This window comes from Nonlabens arenilitoris (assembly GCF_002954765.1).
Lineage (GTDB): Bacteria > Bacteroidota > Bacteroidia > Flavobacteriales > Flavobacteriaceae > Nonlabens > Nonlabens arenilitoris.
The window spans coordinates 2,005,980-2,024,965 of sequence record NZ_MTPW01000001.1 but is presented as its reverse complement, the minus strand read 5'-3'; the positions used below and the strand labels follow the sequence as shown (position 1 = coordinate 2,024,965).

At 36.4% G+C, this 18,986-nt stretch carries 11 protein-coding genes and 1 pseudogene; 5 read left to right on the top strand and 7 right to left on the bottom strand.

The annotated features are described in order from the left end of the window. Nucleotides 1–25: 25 nt before the first annotated feature. On the bottom strand, nt 26–4,606 hold the full coding sequence (locus BST92_RS08760; protein WP_105071106.1) for a T9SS type B sorting domain-containing protein: 4,581 nt from the start codon (nt 4,604–4,606) through the stop codon (nt 26–28). Nucleotides 4,607–4,788: 182 nt separating this feature from the next. Here BST92_RS08760 and folE point away from each other — a divergent pair, with 182 nt between their 5' ends. From folE to BST92_RS08735, 5 genes are all read left to right on the top strand, one after another. Continuing rightward, on the top strand, nt 4,789–5,460 hold the full coding sequence (folE, locus tag BST92_RS08755; protein WP_036582137.1) for a GTP cyclohydrolase I FolE: 672 nt from the start codon (nt 4,789–4,791) through the stop codon (nt 5,458–5,460). Between the two features lie 138 nt (nt 5,461–5,598). After that, on the top strand, nt 5,599–7,083 hold the full coding sequence (cysS, locus tag BST92_RS08750) for a cysteine--tRNA ligase (RefSeq protein ID WP_105071105.1): 1,485 nt from the start codon (nt 5,599–5,601) through the stop codon (nt 7,081–7,083). A 2-nt stretch (nt 7,084–7,085) separates the two neighbouring features. Then, entirely contained in the window at nt 7,086–7,310 is a 225-nt protein-coding gene (gene yidD, locus BST92_RS08745) for a membrane protein insertion efficiency factor YidD (protein WP_036581885.1), read from the top strand. 273 nt (nt 7,311–7,583) lie between these two features. Then, the gene (gene lgt / locus BST92_RS08740; RefSeq protein ID WP_105071104.1) at nt 7,584–8,543 is read left to right on the top strand and encodes a prolipoprotein diacylglyceryl transferase; all 960 of its coding nucleotides are present in this window, start codon (nt 7,584–7,586) and stop codon (nt 8,541–8,543) included. Beyond that, nucleotides 8,536–9,012 (top strand): DUF192 domain-containing protein, encoded by a 477-nt coding sequence (locus BST92_RS08735; RefSeq protein WP_105071103.1) that lies wholly within the window; start codon nt 8,536–8,538, stop codon nt 9,010–9,012. Before lgt ends, BST92_RS08735 begins: the two co-directional genes overlap by 8 nt. Before the next feature lie 335 nt (nt 9,013–9,347). Here the strand turns inward: BST92_RS08735 and BST92_RS08730 are convergent, their stop codons facing one another. The 6 genes and pseudogenes from BST92_RS08730 to BST92_RS08705 form a co-directional block, all read right to left on the bottom strand. Continuing rightward, nucleotides 9,348–9,653 carry a GIY-YIG nuclease family protein gene (locus BST92_RS08730; RefSeq protein WP_170061727.1) on the bottom strand — a complete coding sequence of 102 codons (306 nt, stop codon included), beginning with the start codon at nt 9,651–9,653 and terminating at the stop codon, nt 9,348–9,350. Between the two features lie 234 nt (nt 9,654–9,887). Then, nucleotides 9,888–12,554, bottom strand: a complete 2,667-nt coding sequence (locus tag BST92_RS08725) for a T9SS type B sorting domain-containing protein (RefSeq protein ID WP_105071101.1) — start codon at nt 12,552–12,554, stop codon at nt 9,888–9,890. A gap of 226 nt (nt 12,555–12,780) precedes the next feature. Next, nucleotides 12,781–15,855, bottom strand: a complete 3,075-nt coding sequence (gene secDF, locus BST92_RS08720; protein WP_105071100.1) for a protein translocase subunit SecDF — start codon at nt 15,853–15,855, stop codon at nt 12,781–12,783. 166 nt (nt 15,856–16,021) lie between these two features. Next, nucleotides 16,022–16,630, bottom strand: a complete 609-nt coding sequence (locus tag BST92_RS08715; protein WP_105071099.1) for a hypothetical protein — start codon at nt 16,628–16,630, stop codon at nt 16,022–16,024. A gap of 194 nt (nt 16,631–16,824) precedes the next feature. Beyond that, nucleotides 16,825–17,745, bottom strand: coding sequence for a malate dehydrogenase (gene mdh, locus BST92_RS08710; RefSeq protein WP_105071098.1), 921 nt, complete (start codon nt 17,743–17,745; stop codon nt 16,825–16,827). A 127-nt stretch (nt 17,746–17,872) separates the two neighbouring features. Next, nucleotides 17,873–18,928, bottom strand: a pseudogene (locus BST92_RS08705) (DUF6588 family protein); the annotation flags it as partial. Nucleotides 18,929–18,986 lie beyond the last annotated feature (58 nt).

Below are 18,986 nucleotides of genomic sequence, written 5' to 3'. Positions count from 1 at the left end.
TCGCGAAAGCGTAATACTATTTTCCTTATCGCTTCAATGCAAAGTGACCATTTGCCTCACCTTTTCTTCCATCTTGCACATACTCTATCTTAAACCAATAATCTGAGCTAGGTAATGGCTGCCCGTTATAATTCCCGTCCCATCCAGGCCCTAAGGTATCTAGTTGTTTTAACAATTTACCATATCTATCAAAGATATATAGCGTTGTGACGGGTAGTCGATCTGCACCGATGATATTCCAAGTATCATGATAACCATCATTATTAGGCGTAAAGTAGTCTGGATAACCAAATACAAACACCTCAACGATTAATTCACCACAACCAGAACGTTCAGCTATCGTTACATTGTGTAATCCTGGTGATACGTTATTAAACACTCCATTGTTTACATATGGCCCATCATCAAGTCTAAACCAGTATTCATCTGGTCCTGTAGCTGTAGCGATTATCTGATGATCTACTGCATAGGTATCTGTTGATATGTCGACACTATACGCTATAGGAATACCTGATTGCCTCACATTAGTCGTTGTTGAATTATCACAACCAGTTGCAATGTTAGTAACGACTACTTCATAATCACCAGGTTCAATTGCATCGTGTGATGCACTACTAGAACCTGTTATAATCGTTCCGTCTAAATACCATTCATAGGTGTAGTCTGTATTATTCAATCCCGTATCTAGAACCTCTGGACCATTTAATAAAACTCCATTATTATCAATACACAAAACGTATTGAGATAACAAGTTAGGCTGTGGTAAAGGATCGATAATTAAATTTACAGTGGTAAAACTTACACAATCCGTATTATCGTCTTCTACTCTTATGAATAAAGTGGTATCTGAACTGTAAGCATAAGTGGAAGCTACTGCATTTAAATCAGTGTCAGCATCGGCTTGTGACTCATGATAACTCACAGTAACTCCTGTTTGAGCACCTATAACTTGGATAGTAACTGGCGCTAAATCTGCGATAGCATTTCCAGTACCATCATCACAATTATTAACATCCATTGGCATTACAACCACTGGCGCAGCAACAGCGTCTATGATAAAATCACCTATCGCATAACAGCCAGAGGCATTAGTAAGTCTATAACTTATGGTTTGAGGGTTTGCTGTATTAGAGTAAGAATTCTCATCTAAAGCATTGTTATTATTTAAAGCATCTGCATTAGAAGCATAATACAACACCGTGACACCTGTCTGGCCATTTATAATTTCAGACTCACGATCTCTTAAAGAAAATATCGCTACCGTATCTCCATCTTCATCACACTCTTCTAAATTAGAAACTGTCGCTATAGAAGGAATAGCTTCTACTATTAAATTAAAGTTAGTTGTGTTATAACATCCTGTATTAATGTTTTCTACTCGTACATAAATAGTTTCTGGTGAGACTGTATTATCATAAGCAGTAGCAATTGATGGTGCATCAGCATCAGCATTTGCTTGACTAGTATGATAGGTAAAGATAAAATCTGCTGGCGCTAGACCATTAAGAATTGCAGTTTCATTAACCGTTAAATCAAAATTCTCTACACCATCACCACTAGGATCATCACATAATTGTAAATCTGCAGCAACTGCAATTATAGGCGCAGGATTCAAAATTAAATCAAAACTTGTCGTTGTATAACAATCAGTATTATTAACATTTTCTGCTCGAACATAAATCGTTTGTGGACTTGAAGTATTTCCATAGCTTAAGGCTAAAGAACCTGTGTCCGCATCAGCATCTGCTTGTGATGCATGATAAGTCACCTCAACATCAGCAGGTAATTGTGTTCCTAATACCGTTGCTGTTTGTGTAGATAAGTCGAATACTTCAGTACCATCATTTGAAGAATCATCACACAATGTCATATCAGTAAGAGGATTTGCAACAGCCGTAGGACTCACTTCAATGTCAAAGGTACCCGTTGCATAACAATTCACGTTTCCATTAGGAGAAATTCTAACATAAATCGTTTCAACAGGTGTTGAAATATTAGTATAACTTCCTGGATTAGGAATGGACGCCGTATTCATATCTGCATCCATCTGAGTATTATGATAGGAAATTGTGAAATCTGCTGGATTTTGAGTTCCTAAAATATCTGCTTCATTACTGGTAATATCAAAGATTTCAAACCCATCATTAGAAACATCATCGCACAAAGTGATAGTTTGAGCTGTATTAAATACAGCTTGAGGATCTACTCTAATTAAAAATGAAGTTGTGTTATAGCATGCATCGTTAAGTATGCTCTCTATACGCACATAAATCGTTTCAGGTCCCGTACCAGCATTCATATATCCACTACTAGTCAAAGCTGCTGTATTTGAATCTGCATCAGCTTGAGTACTGTGATATGAAATATTAAAATCTGCTGGGTTTTGCGCTCCCAATACCATACTACTTCTAGATGAAAGAATAAAGGTTGCTATCCCATCATTAGACACATCATCACAAGCAATCATATCCATAGGAACATTTGCGACTGGTGTAGGTGAAACTGTGATATCAAAGCTTCCTGTATCATTACATGTGGCGTCCGTGGCACTTTCGACACGTACATAAATCGTTTCTGCTGGTGTCTGTACGTTTATATAATTAGCAGGATTAGGAATAGCATTCATACCAGCATCAGCATCTAACTGACTAGTATGATAGGTAACTGTAAAATCCATAGCAGATTGACTACCCAAGATACCAGCCTCTTGTGATGTTAAATCAAATGCCTCAAACCCATTACTACTAGGATCATCACATAAGTCAATATCTGGAACTGTATTATAAGTAGCACTGCCTACAGAGATATCAAATGATTCAACAACTACACACATAGTTGTGCTATCTGTTATTGCTGCATAAATCGTTTGTGGATTTGAAGAGTTTGTAAATGCTGTAGGTGTTGTTATCGCTCCTACTCCATTTTCTGCATCTGATTGTGTCAAATGATAAGTAATAGGAAAATCCGTTGCTGCGAGACCGTTTAATATCTCTACATCACGAGTCGTTAAATCTACCGTAGCGGCTGTTCCTGTAGGATCACAAATTACAAATCCAGATGGAACACCATTAGTTATTTCTGGAAGTACTGTTATACAAACAACCTCTGTATAAGTACAACCGAAGTTATCTATAAACTCATAGGTATAACAATTCACACCTTCGGCGGTAGGAGTTACTGTTATCGTATTACCTACCGTATTTGTAATAGACGGATCAGGTAACCATTGCTCACTAGTCGCGTTAGGTGTAAATGATAAATCTGCTGGGATAATTGCCGGATTAAAATTAAGTCCCCAATAAAATATATAACCATTATCAGACGACAAATTATCTGTAATATTAATACACCATTGTCCATTAAGCGGCGTACCTACAAAAGTACTATAAGGATCAACTGGCAAATAATCACCTGCTGGCAAAGTAGTTACACCAGCCTGAGCTTGCGCCCAAGTTTGCGTTGCACTTTCTGTAAAAACATAATCAAATCCGGTACCTGGATTTAAATCAGTATCAACATCGATAGGTACTCCTAAGAAAGTATTTCCACCACCACTTCCATAGGTATGTAAAGAAACAGTTGCTCCGTTAGGTGCTGTAACTGATATATCTAAATCACCAAGATAGGAGTGCTCCATATTTAAGAAGATATCTACTAGATCAGATGCGTTAGTCATCGTCGCTCCTGGCGGGAACAAATCAACACTAACACAAGTTTGATAACTAGTCGTCCCATTATCATCTGGTAAAAATGTTCTACCAGTAATGGGTGGTGATGGCGTTATTGCAAATTCTATAGGCGTTACATTACCATTAATATCAGTGGATTCTCCATAACAGATAGTATTATCTACCGCTGCAGTTCCTGTAAAATCCGGATCTGTAGATACGTGAACGACAACATCTCTAGATTCTCGATCAGAACAACCCGTTGCGTCAGTAACAACAAAATCTATTAAATAAATACCAGAAGTGGTATAAGTTTCACTTTGAATAGCTCCAGGATTTAATCCTCCACCATTTCCTAGATCCCATTCATAGGTAGCACCAGTTCCGTCGACACTAAAGGTTGCAGATCCATCAAAGTTTACAGTATCACCTTGACAAATACGTACAATACCATCTGCATCCGGTACCGGTGTTGTTAAGATTGTGGTACTTATAGCTTGACAAGGATCAAAACAGCTTATCCCAGCTCTCCATCCTGCACCAGTTCCACTACCATTAGAAGTAAAGGTCACGGTTAAACAACCCGTTGGGTTTCCTGCACTAGCCTGAAACATTCCTGGCGCTGTGGTCGTATTAGTAAAAGTCCCTAACTGCGGCGCCGCGGTAGAATCACCATCATAGATAGTTAACACATCTCCGGTTTGGATAATCATTTGGATAAAGTTAAGCTGCATCCTATCGGTCTGTATACCTGGACAAAAAACGGCATAACCATTCATGTTATTACTATAATCTCCATTTTGACCATCATCATTAAAGGAACCACTACAGGTTACAAACCTAGTAGGAACGCCGTTATTATCGGGCATATTAATAATTCCTTGACCAGTGGCAAATAACCCTATAAAGATTATCGCAATTGTTAATAAATGTTTCATCGTTTTAAATTTGCTTTTTTCACTTTTTCATCTGCTTCTACAAATATGCAGAAAATCCTTAACATCATCTTAACGCTACATCACTTTTCTTTAGTCTAAATCCCTTAAAACACTCGTATTACATCCGTATTCCATACCTTTGCTTTTTAATATTTATGGCTCCTTTTAGAGCAAATGTGCACATGAAAATAGAAGACTTAATTAATAATGTAGATGATCACGATCATTTATCATCAAATGAACAAACACCTTTACGACCTGACGCTTTTGAAAAAAGCGATGCAGAAAAAATAGAACTCATCAAAAAAGATGTCCACAACATCCTTGAAACGCTAGGAATGGACATGACAGATGATAGTTTAAAGGGCACACCCAATCGTGTTGCAAAAATGTTTGTAAAAGAAATTTTTGGCGGTTTACGTCCAGATGCAAAACCTAGTGCATCAACCTTTGACAACAAGTATAAATACGGCGAGATGCTGGTAGAAAAGAACATTGTTCTTTACTCAACATGTGAGCACCACTTACTTCCTATTGTAGGTAGAGCACACGTCGCTTATATCTCAAACGGATCTGTCGTTGGACTTTCTAAAATGAACCGTATAGTAGATTATTATGCAAAACGTCCACAGGTTCAAGAACGATTAAACATACAGATTGTACGTGAACTGCAACAAGTCATGAATACAGAAGATGTAGCCTGCGTTATCGATGCAAAACACCTATGTGTTAATAGTCGTGGTATACGCGATATAGAAAGCAGTACGGTGACCGGTGAATTTGGCGGTGCGTTTAAAGATCCTATTGTACGTCGAGAATTTCTCGATTACATTAAAATGGAAACAAAATTTTAATTAGTATAGAATCACAAGTCTGTAGATAGTTTTACCTAATATGATGAATTAGGCATTCATCTTTTCTTTATGTGCTTTCGCGAAAGCGTATTTTTAAAGACCAAACTACCTACAACTACTTCAAATAATATATAAATCATGGTGCGATATCAAGATCAAAAGCTCCAATTGTACAACTCTCTTACGGGAGAAAAAGAAATTTTTAAATCTATAAACGAAGGTCTAGTAGGTATGTATGTCTGCGGTCCTACAGTATATAGCAATGTACATTTAGGAAACTGTCGTACGTTCATTTCTTTTGACATGATTTATCGTTATTTACAGCATCTAGGTTATAAAGTACGTTATGTACGTAATATTACTGATGCTGGTCACCTAACTGATGATGCTGATGAAGGTGAAGATAAAATATCAAAAAAGGCTCGTGTAGAAAAACTAGAACCTATGGAAATCGTACAGCAATACACGCTAGATTTTCATAACGTTTTAAATAAATTCAACAATCTACCGCCTAATATTGAACCTACAGCAACTGGTCATATCGTTGAACAAATAGAAATTATCAAAACAATTATTGATAACGGATATGCTTATGAACGTAATGGATCCATCTATTTCAATGTTCTTAAATTTAATGAAGACCATGAATATGGTAAATTAAGTGGCCGTAAGTTAGAAGATATGATTGCTAATACTCGAGCGCTAGATGCGCAGAGTGAAAAAGATAATCCACAGGATTTTGCATTGTGGAAAAAAGCAAGTCCAGCACACATCATGCGATGGCCTAGTCCATGGGGCGACGGTTTTCCAGGATGGCATCTAGAGTGTACTGTAATGAGTTCAAAATATCTAGGAGAGACTTTTGACATACATGGTGGCGGAATGGATTTAAAATTCCCACATCACGAGTGTGAGATTGCACAAGGTGAGGCAGCGCATGGTCACAGTCCAGTTAACTACTGGCTGCATGCTAATATGTTAACACTTAACGGTAAAAAGATGTCTAAATCTACTGGTAATTCTATTTTACCAGAAGAGCTCTTTACTGGTGATAATGACTTTATGGAAAAGGCATTTTCACCTAGTGTCGTACGTTTCTTTATGATGCAAGCGCATTATAGAAGTGTATTAGACTTTAGTAACGATGCGATCCTAGCTGCAGAAAAAGGTTTCAATAGACTAAGTGAAGCCATTAAAACCATCGCTGACCTAACGTCAAGTAAAGAAGGTAGCATAGACGTGCCTGCATGGGTAGAGCGTTGTTATGCAGCCATGAATGATGATTTTAATTCGCCTATTCTTATTGCCGAGCTTTTTGAAGGTGCCAAAATGATTCATGCGGTTAAAGAAGGTAAACAAACGGCTACAGCTGCTGACATAGAATTGATTAAGGAAACATTTAATGCCTTTTTCTATGATGTGTTGGGTCTAGAAACCAGTTCAAAAACGGGCTCTACAGACTCTAAACACCTGGATGGAGCGATGCAATTAATTATAGATTTAAGAACACAAGCAAGGGCTAATAAAGATTGGGCCACTAGTGACCAGATTAGAGACCAATTAGTTGCTGCAGGTATTCAATTAAAAGATGGTGCAGATGGCACTACTTATACTGTAAAATAAAAATGAAGTATTCGATACTGGCATATCCGTTATTGTGGATTGTAAGGTTTTATCAAGTTGCGATATCTCCTTTCACACCAGCGAGTTGCCGGTACTCGCCTACTTGCTCTCATTATGCTGTCGGTGCCTTAAAAAAACATGGTGCTTTTAAAGGTGGCTGGCTAGCCCTTAAAAGAATACTGAGCTGTCATCCATGGGGCGGCAGTGGTTATGATCCGGTTCCCTGATTTAAGATTAAGTTTAAGTTTAAGTTTAAAAGCTACAGATTTTCTTTTTACTCACCAACAAGTTATTATACCATAAAATAGAAATATATCTAGGTCTCGAATGTCGCTAAACCTGACATGGATTTTACTTTTATAATTATCATATTATATAACAATTTTAAAATCCGAAAATATCTTAGCTCACATTTTCATTCTTACTGCTAGACAAACTCACTACTCAAAAACTAAAACCTCACGACTAAAATCCTTAATTTAGCCACTCAATAAAAGCATATGTATTCATTAAAAGTTATCTGGAACCCATTAGAAGGGATTGATCTAGGATTTTTTACCATTCATTTTTACAGTTTATCTTATGTCATTGCCTTTGTACTGGGCTGGTATATCATTAAACCAATTTTTAAACGTGATGGTGTAGGAATGGATAAGTTAGATCCATTGTTTATGTATACCGTTATAGGTTGCCTTGCTGGTGCGCGTATCGGGCATTATCTTTTTTATGAGACAAAAGTACTTTTTAATGACCCATTACACGTTTTACTACCTTTTTCTTTAGATCCATTTGAATGGACTGGATTTGCTGGTATGGCTAGCCATGGTGCAGCATTAGGAATCATCATAGCCATGTTTTTTTACAGTAGAAAACATTTAAAAAAACATATGTTTTGGGTATTGGACCGTATTGTAATCCCTACCGCAATAGGAGGAACTTTTGTACGATTAGGAAACCTATTCAATAGTGAGATTAACGGAAAGGAAAGTGGAGATTTCTGGGCTGGATTTAAATTTGTAAGAGATACATCAGATCCACATGTGGCTGCCGCTTTACAAAAAACGGGCTATACCGATACGGATAAAGCAATTGATACAGTTGTAAATAATCCGCAATTTACGGAAGTTCTAGAGTCTATACCTTTTAAACATCCTGCACAGTTGTATGAAGCCATATGTTATGTCGGTGTATTTGTGATTTTATTTCTGGTTTATTGGAAAACTGAGAAACGTCATAAATTAGGTTACTTATTAGGATTATTTTTTGTCTTACTATTTACGGTGCGTTTCTTTATTGAGTTTATCAAAGAACCTCAGACCGAGACTGATAGCTTTACCTTAATAGGCATGCATTTCAATACAGGACAATTATTGAGTATTCCGTTTATACTGATCGGACTCTTTTTAATGTTTAGTCCTAAAGGGCTATTCAAAAACCCAGAACCTAAAGCCCATGCGTAATTCCATCTTTACTATTCTTATTGCTGCTATAGCACTTACAGGTTGTCGCGATGAAAAATCTACTTCCTTAAGTACTGACGAAATCTCTTTCTCCAAAGAAGCTACAGGTTACTTGATCAAAAAAGCTACTCGAGATACTATACAAACTCTAGAGGTTGAAATTGCCGATACGGATTATGATATTCAAACAGGATTGATGTACCGCACCAGCATGAATAATGATCAAGCGATGTTATTTGTTTTTAAAGAAGAACAAGAACTTTCTTTTTACATGAAGAATACGCAAATCGCTCTTGACATTATCTATCTTAAAGCAGATGGTACAATTGTAAGCTTTGTTGAGAACGCAAAACCTATGGACGAAACACTGTTACCTAGTGCTGGACCTGCACAATATGCCTTAGAAATAAAAGCTGGCCTTGCAGAAAAATGGGGACTGGATGTAGGTGATGTTTTTGTTTGGGAATAGAAATAATCACGTCATTCTAAGAAATATTCTGTCATGCTGAATTTATTTCAGCATCTCTTTTTACAAAGACGATTGATTATCGTATAAAATATTCCTTTGTTTTCTATAGCCAGCAAATTCTGTTGCGATTAGTATTTAGCGCATTACAAATGCTACGTTATAACGAACGCGTTGCAAACGTGCGCGACGTGGAGAAAAGAATTAATCATGTCATGCTGAACTTGATTCAGCATCTCATTTTACAACGTCCTCTGATCGTCGTTTAAAAGATTTATTTGATTTCTGTAACCAACAAATTCTGAAACGAGTTCAGAATGACAGATCTAATTTTAATATTATAATACCCAATTTTCAGAAAAATCATCCCAATTAGGATTATCCTTTTCAATAAGATTTATTTTCCACTGTCGATGCCAGTTTTTAATTTGTTTTTCACGGGTAATAGCATCATTAACATATTGAAATTCTTCAAAATAGACCAACTTACTAGCGTTGTATTTTTTAGTAAATTTTGATCCTTCCCCTAAACGATGCCTCAATAATCTATCATCTAATCCTCCAGTCATGCCTGTATATAGTACTCCTAATTTTTTATTGGTTAAGATATAAACAGTATAATTATGGTGAGCTCTTTTTGGCATAAACTTTAAATTTACTAAAAAAGACATAACACCTGTCATGCTGAATTTATTTCAGCATCTCATATTACAGCGACGCTTGATAATCGTTTAAAATATTTCTTTGTTTTCCATCATTAGTAGATTCTGAAACGAGTTCAGAATGACAGTATAAAAAAAGAGCCTCTCAAATGAAAGGCTCTTTTTAAAAATTCAGATGTCTGTAATACGCTTTCGCGAAAGCGTATTACTACATTATTAATAGTTGATATAAACCCAACTAGCTACATCTTCTGTTTCTGCATCGTTGTACTTAATTACATAGAAATAGGTTCCTACAGGAAGAAGTCCGTCACCTGCTAATGCTCCTTTATTAGGCACTCCAGCAAACTCTTCATAATTAGAAGCTTTAGTTTCATAAACAGTACTACCGTTTCTATTGAATACAGTTAATTCAAAATTAGGATATTGCTGTAAATTAGGAATAGAGAACGTGTCGTTGATTCCATCATTATTAGGTGAGAATCCTTCTGGTATCACTACTTCACATACTTCAACAGTAATGTTGAAAGAGGTGTAGTCAAAACATCCTGTAGCGTTATCTGTTATACGTGCATAGATCGTTTCTTGATCTGTTGATGCATAAGGCGAGCTTAATGCACTTGCTCCACTTTGTGCATTTGCCTCACTGTTGTAGTAAGTAATAGTGTAGGCTGCTGCGCTCAGTCCATTTAATACTGCTGCGTCATAGTCTGCAAGTACTAGATCTAATTGATTTGTGATAGGATTAGTAGCACAATCAGACACGTCAGACACGGCTCCTATCGCCGGAGCGCTTAATACTTCTATATTAAATTGTCCTGTCTGGTAACAATCTTGATCTTGAGCGTTTGAAATACGAACGTATATGGTTTCTGGATTAGAAACATTATCATATGCTGCAGGAGTTGTAATCGCTCCTGTATTAGCATCTGCATCTGCCTGACTATTGAAAAAGGCAATATTAAAGTCTGCAGATGACTGTGAACCTAATATGCCTGCAATTTGAGATGTTAAGTCAAATGTCTCTACTTGATCTGCAGATAAATCATCACAAAGTTCAAGATCTGCAACAGTATTATAATTCACTTCTTGGAAAGTAACATTTACTTGTTCTGTTTTAAAGCAAGAATTTACATTATCAAATACTCTTGCCCAAACCGTAGTACTAGCTGTAACCGCAAAAGCATCTGGCGTTACAATAGGATTCATGTCTGCTTGTGCATCTGCATCACTATTGAAATAGGTTACATCATAATCTGTAGCAACTAGGCCATTTCTGATTTCATCATCTTTGGTTGTTAAGTCTACTGTAACGGTTCCCGTATTTTGACAAACAATAATATCTGCTGGTTGAACACTTGTAATTTCTGGTGCCACATCGATACAAACTGTCTCTATGTATGTACAACCGAAACTGTCTGTTAATTCAAAATCATAACAATTTTGTCCTGCTGTAGTCGGTGTTACTGTAATGTCTGAACCATTAGTATTTGTTATATCAGGATTAGTCAACCATAGTTCTGTTACTTCACCTGGCTGATAAGAACCTGCTGTAGGTATGATTGCAGGATTAAAGTTAAGACCCCAATAAAATATATATCCATTATCAATTTGAAGATTATCTACAATATCTAAACACCATAAACCATTTAAAGTAGTACCTACCAAAGCAGAAAAAGGAGTCTCTGGTGCGTAGTTACCTGCTGGCATAGAGGTTCCGCCACCTACTCCAGGAGTAGAAGCATCTAATGTTGCCCCTGCAGATTCTGTAAACACATAGTCGAATCCAATACCAGGAGTTGTTGTACCATCATCTAAAGCATTACCTAAAAATATTCCTCCACCACTGTTAGGGAAGTTTAATAGTTCAACCTGAGCGCCATTGGGTGCTGTAAGAGTTATATCTAAATCACCCATATAGGAATGCTCCATATTGATGAAAATATCAACTAAGTCTGAAGCACTTTGAAAAGTCGTCCCTGGATTAAAACCAGTAACATCAATACAAGTTTGATAAGCTACACCACTACCGTCTGGTAAGAATGTCTGACCTGTCACCGGTGGAGCAACATCAGCAATAAATTGAGTCGTAACTACCTGACCTGATATTGTGGTAGATTCTCCAAAGCACAAGGACGTATCTGCAGCAAGTGTTCCTGTAAAATCTGGAGTAGTAGACACTAAAACAGTAACATCAACTAACAACCTATCTCTACATCCTGTAGAGTCAAAAGTCACATAATCAATTTCATATATACCAGGACCCGAGAAAGTTTCTGAAGCAGTCGTTCCAGAAACAACTGTACCATCTGCTAATCTATACTCATGTGTTGCACCTGTACCGTCAACACTGTAAGTTGAAGTAGCACTAAATGAAACAGTGTCTCCTTGACAAACTCTCAAGATACCATCACCATCTGGAGCAGGAACTGTAGTCACTACATTAGAAATAGTTTGACAACTATCAATACAAGCCATAGTTGCTTGCCATCCTGGTCCTGTACTCGTTGTATTTGAGATAAATCTAAATGTTAGACAACCTGAAGTGTTAGCTGCTGATGCCGTAATAACCGTCGGTGTTATTGCAGAATTAAATACACCGATTGGTGAACCGGTAGCTGTATCTCCATCATAAGCTAAAAGAATATCTCCACTTCCTACATTCCAAAGAGTAAATGTAGCCTGAACGTCATCTGTAGGGAAAGGTGAGCAAAATGTAATCGTAAAATCTTCTCCATTTGCATAATCACCTGCAAGACCACCTGAATCAGTAAAATCTCCACTACAGGTTACAAAGCTACCATCAGTCATAGCATACTCTTGCGCTGCTGCTATCGTGGCTGTAAACAACAAGCTTAAGGTTAATAATAATAGTTTTTTCATGGGTTAGAGTTTAATCTCAGTTAGTAATAGAGTGTTCTTGCTCTTGCTAAAACACCATGCAAAATAATAAAATAGTATTACATCACGCTATAACATGCATAATTCTATTAACCTATTATTAAGAAATCTTATTTGTTTTGGATATAAAGTAATTAAACTCTATTAATGGGTATAAAAAAACCGCTGTGAAAAATCACAGCGGTTTTAAATTTAAAGAGAAACGGTATTATAATTCTTCCTTAGCCGGTTTAGGCTCTTTAGGAAGTAATTTACCATTTGATTTCTCCATTGTATCAAACATGATAGGAGTTGCAATAAATACAGAGGAATAGGTACCTACTAAAACACCTATAATTAATGCTAACATAAATCCTTGTATAGATTCACCACCAAATGTGAAAATTGCAAGAAGTACAATTAATGTTGTTAACGATGTATTCAATGTTCTAGAGATAGTACTGCTTATTGCTGCATTTACCGTACGTGCAAATTCCCAGTTTGTTCTCTCGTTAATAAATTCGCGAATTCTATCAAATACAACTACAGTATCATTCAGTGAGTAACCAATTACCGTTAGTATAGCCGCAATAAAGGCTTGATCAATCTCCATATTAAATGGTAATAAATCATAAGTTAAAGAGAATATACCTAATACTATTAATACATCATGGAATACCGCTATAACCGCTCCTAAAGAGAATTGCCATTTACGGAAACGAATTAAGATATAAAGGAATACTACAATTAGAGATCCAAAAATAGCATATAGTGATCCTGTTAAGATATCATCTGCAATAGTAGGCCCAACCTGGAAGTTAGACATAATACCATATTGCTTGTCATCTTTACTTACATCTACAAACGTAGCCATATCCATATCGGCTGGCATGTATTGCTTAAGATTTGTAAATAATTTGTCTTCGATCTCTTTAGTTACCTCAGCATCGACACCATCAATACCATACTTAGTACTAATTTTCAATTGATTATCAGAACCATAAGTTTTAGCCTCTGCACTTCCGAAAACATCTTCGGCAGACAACATTTTAGTCACCTCAGTAGCGTTAACTGGTTGCTCAAAACGTATTGTATACGTACGACCACCAGAGAAGTCAATACCAAAGTTCAAACTCTTTGTAAATAATGAAATAGCACTAATCAAAACAAAAGCAAGAGATATCATGTATGCCACTTTTCTCTTCTTTAAGAAATCAATGTTCACATTTCTGAACCAGTTTTTAGTAAGTGGTGTTGAGAACGCAAGAGACTTACCATTTTTACCATAACCATCAATAAATAATCTAGTGATGAAAATTGCCGTAAATAATGAAGTAAGGATACCGATCATTAAAGTTGTTGCAAATCCTTGAATTGGACCTGTACCAAAAATGAAAAGAATCAATGCCGTAAGGAAGGTTGTAATGTTTGCATCAAGAATAGAGCTTAATGCATTATTAAATCCATCTTTAATACTGTCTGCTTGAGACTTACCTTTTGCTAATTCTTCCCTAATACGTTCAAAAATAAGAACGTTTGCATCTACCGAAATACCTATTGTTAATACAATACCTGCAATACCAGGTAATGTTAATACTGCTTTTAATGATGCTAAAGCACCAAATATGAATAAAATGTTTACCACTAAGGCAATGTCTGCGTATAGACCAGCTCTACCATAATAAAACACCATCCATACTAATACAAGTAATAATGCAATACCGAATGACCAAAGACCACTGTTTATTGCTTCTTTACCTAATGATGGTCCAACTACCGCTTTTTGAATAATCTCAGCTCCTGCAGGTAATTTACCAGCACGTAATACGTTTGCAAGATCCTCAGCTTCAGCAACTGTAAAGTTTCCGGAAATCTGACTGCTTCCACCTGTAATAGGTCCATTAGTAATTCCTGGTGCACTGTAAACCGTATCATCTAACACTACTGCTATTTGAGATCCATTTTGATAAGCCTCAGTAGTCATATCCTCCCAGATCTTTGCTCCTTCAGAATTCATTGACATACTTACCACTACCTGACCACTTAATTCAAAATCTTGACGTGCATCAGTAATCACTGCTCCACCTAAAGGTGCTTCACCTTCACGATTAGAACGTATAGCATATAAATCAGTGATTTCATATCCTAACTCATCATTCAATACTGGTAAGCCCCATGCAAATTTAACATTGCGCAACTCTGCAGGTAATTTAGAACGTACTTGAGCATCATTTAAATAACTTACTATTAAATCCTTATCAGATGCTTTAAAAGTTGCGATAACTGGACCTGTACCATTACCTGGCGCAAGCATTCTAGATAAGATTGGATTTTGGTCATAATTAAACTCTGCATCTTCACCTTCAACATCTGTCGTTGCGTCATTTCCTAATATATCACCTACTGCGTCTACAGCCTCATCTGCAGCATCTTGAGCAGCGTCTGCAACAGCGTCAGCTTCCTTAGAATCAGCTGGTTGAGATTCTTGATTTTTAGCAGCAAGTTTTTCTGCCCAGTAAGTATCTGCTTCAATCACAAATTGTGAAACCTCTGAAGCTTTATAGACGTGCCAGAATTCTAATTGAGCCGTACTGGTTAAAATATCTTCTACACGCTTAATATCTTTTGCACCTGGCAATTCAATTAAAATACGTCCAGAATCACCTAAACGTTGGATATTAGGTTGAGTAACACCAAATTTATCAATACGTTTTCTTAGTACTTCAAAAGCACTAACCATATATTCCTTAAGCTTAACTCTTAATTTAGGCTCAATTTCAGAATTAGACATATTAAAATCTATTACTCCGTCCATTTCTTGATTAGAAAATATATCTGGAGAACCTAATTTTGCACCATCTATAGCATTAAACTCTTCTATAAAATAATCAAAATAGTCTGCCTGACCATCTTTAACACGCTCATCTGCACGTTCTAAGGCCGTACGGAAATCAGGATCTTTTGATCCATCTGCCATACCTATTAATAAATCCTTTACAGAAATTTGAAGGATTACATTGATTCCTCCTTTAAGATCTAGTCCTTTTTGAAGTTCTTGTTCTTTTGCATCTGCATAAGTAGTATATCCACCCCACACGTCTTTAGATGCGATAGAATCTAAGTACGATTTTGTTGCCTCATCTCTTAATGCGGCCGCATTTTGATCTTCTGAATTTACAATTGAATTTGCATAAGCATCTGCATCTCCTTCTACTTTATTTGTAATAAAAGTATAGGTTAATTGGTAAATACTTACCAGTGCAAAAACGATCGCAAAAACTCTGATCAGTCCTTTATTTTGCATAATTATTAGTTTTTAATAAAATTTTTCAATCCGGCAAATATATAGTGAGCCATAGGATTGTATGTGTTTTTTTTGATATAAATAGAAGTATTCTTTAACAGTTAGAAATAGTTAAAGAAAATAGACCCTAATGAAAGATCTTAACATATAAGGAAGTTGTCCTTTTCTAAGATAAAACCGGACCAGCTCGTACAGCTGGAACTGCATATGAACGACTAGCAATCGTAAGGCCTAAAACTGTTTTAGAACACCTTATAGAATCTATAAAAACAGCATCTAGTTTAGAGCACACTTCTTTAGGTAGAAATGGATAACTTACCTGAGAACCGCGATGATAATCTTGTTTAATTTCAAGTAGAAGTGCATTATTTGTGTCTGCAAACCCACTTTTATCTTGTTGAATGTCATAAACATCCATCTTTAAGACCACTTCATCGTCAGAGACAGGTACGTTAGAAAGAGGTGATTGATTATTTATAAAACCAGTAAAGGCTTTAACATTAATATGCTTTTTAATACTATTAACGCTAAGATCACTGTGGTAGCTAATTTTATAAACGCCACTAGATTGTAGCTCTGTTTTAACAGATAATACTCCAGCGTCTGATAATTGTTTATTTAATAAACTAAGAGAGCACTGAACGTCTTCTATAGAAATGGCATTACTGTTAAAATGTAAAACAATTTCTTGATTAGGTACGACAGATTCCTGTTGCTGAACAACAAAAATTGAAATAAGACCTATGAATATACTTATGTACCACTTCACACTCATGCGGCAAATATAACAAAATAGAACATTCCAAGAATATTGCGCTCAAAGCTCTTTTTCATATCAACGTTGTGGTAATTAGAGACGTTTTTTAACCTACGCTTTCGCGAAAGCGTGACCATATAAACAGTAAAAGTTTTAAATAAAAAAACCGCTCTATAATTAGAGCGGTTTTTAATTTATATGTAAGGGATATACTAGATAAGACCGTTAGTTGCCTTTACACCTTCTGCGCTTTCTTGAAGCTTTGCTTTTTCTGCGTCACTTAAATTGATTTCGACAATTTTTTCAATACCGTTGCGACCTAAAACGACTGGCACACCTATACAAAGGTCAGAAAGACCATATTCTCCATCTAGCATTACACTACACGGGAAGATTTTTTTCTGATCACAAGCGATTGCTTGAACTAATCCAGACACGGCAGCACCTGGCGCATACCATGCACTAGTTCCTAATAATTTTGTTAATGTCGCACCACCTACTTTAGTATCTTCTAACACTTGATTAAGACGCTCTTCACTTAAAAATTCACTCGCAGGCACTGAGTTACGTGTAGCAAGACGTGTTAATGGCACCATTCCTTTATCGCTATGACCACCGATTACCATACCGTCAACATCTGATATAGGAGCCTCAAGAGCTTCTGCTAGACGATATTTAAAACGTGCACTATCTAAAGCACCACCCATACCTATAATTCTATTTTTAGGTAAACCAGTTACCTTGTGAGCTAGATATGTCATGGTATCCATAGGATTAGAAACCACGATTAGAATGACGTTAGGAGAATGCTCTACTAAGCTAGCCGCTACAGACTTAACAATACCAGCGTTAATACCTATTAATTCTTCACGAGTCATTCCAGGCTTGCGCGGTATACCTGAAGTGATTACTGCGATATCGCTACCAGCTGTTTTAGAATAATCACTAGTAGAACCAGTAATTTTAGTATCAAAACCGTTTAAAGAAGCCGTTTGCATTAAATCCATGGCTTTACCTTCTGCAAATCCCTCTTTAATATCTAAGATGACTACTTCACTTGCAAAGTCTTTAATCGCGATATACTCTGCACAACTTGCGCCTACTGCGCCTGCCCCTACTACGGTTACTTTCATTATATTATATTTTAAATTTATTGAATTAAAAGGTCTATCTGTTGGACTTCCAGCAGATTGTAAAAATACAAAATGAGGACCACATTTTAAGATTAGAACTTATGAAATAAAGAATATATTAACATGATTAAATTCTGAAAAAGATACTGGCTGTTGCGGTACTATATTCTCCAAAAGTATAGTCTGCATTAATATTAAATGCTCCTAGCGATAGCTTTAAACCTGCCGTACCTAAAAAACCATTAACGTCTGTTTCTACAGATATAGGATCCTCTACTGTCGCAGCAAGAGGAAATATTACTGTATTAGAGGCAAAAGTATAGGTCCCCAATAGATCTGTTTGAGTAGTTCCTCTATTATAATTCAAACCACCATAAAAGTTGAGCGTTTTAAAATTAGTGCTAACTATTGCAGATAGATTTAAACTGCTTATTTGAGTTTCTATAGATTGATTTGCTCCATCTACCACTACACCATCCTCAAAGTCATATGAAGCATCAAGACGTGTATAGCCTGCTAGAAATGAAGCTGCTACAGGCAATTTTTTATCGTCTGACTGTAATAACTGAGTAAATTCCCATTGCAAGCCTAATCCATACAAACTAGTTTCTGCCTCATCAAAGGTTATTTTAGGCACTAACCTTCCTTTTAATTCTAGTCCTGCACCTATCCCAACACCAGCTTGTAAAAAAGCCGTAGGAACTAAATCTAAACCTTCATTACCTAAACCATTAGGCAAATTAATGATATCTTCTTGTAATAAAATCCCACTGGTAGCCTCTCTACTGCTTATAACCAACTGTTGATCCATCACATTTTCTCCTAAAGCAGTTGCAATTGATCGCGGTGCTGTAGACCCATCTCCAAAACTCACCTCTATATTTGCTGGCGGATTATTAGTGTTATCATAGCTCTCTTGAATAATCGCTTCATACTCTTCGGGATCAAGCATAAAACTTTTTTTATCATCTGGCGCAAAAGTACCTTGAGCTTTAATTTGAATTTTAAATTTACCTGGCTTTAATACCCTTGCATCATCATACCAACCAGAACTTAAGTTAAAACTTAACGCTTCACCTGCGGGCGCCATGTACGAATTTGAATAACGCTCACCTGCCTCTACTCCAGCAGCTAATATATCTGAAAATCCATCTTGAGCGGTCACCGTTAAGGAACCCACTAAAAAACCATATAGTAATAAAGATTTTTCATAAGAATCAAAATTTGTTTAATATCTACGA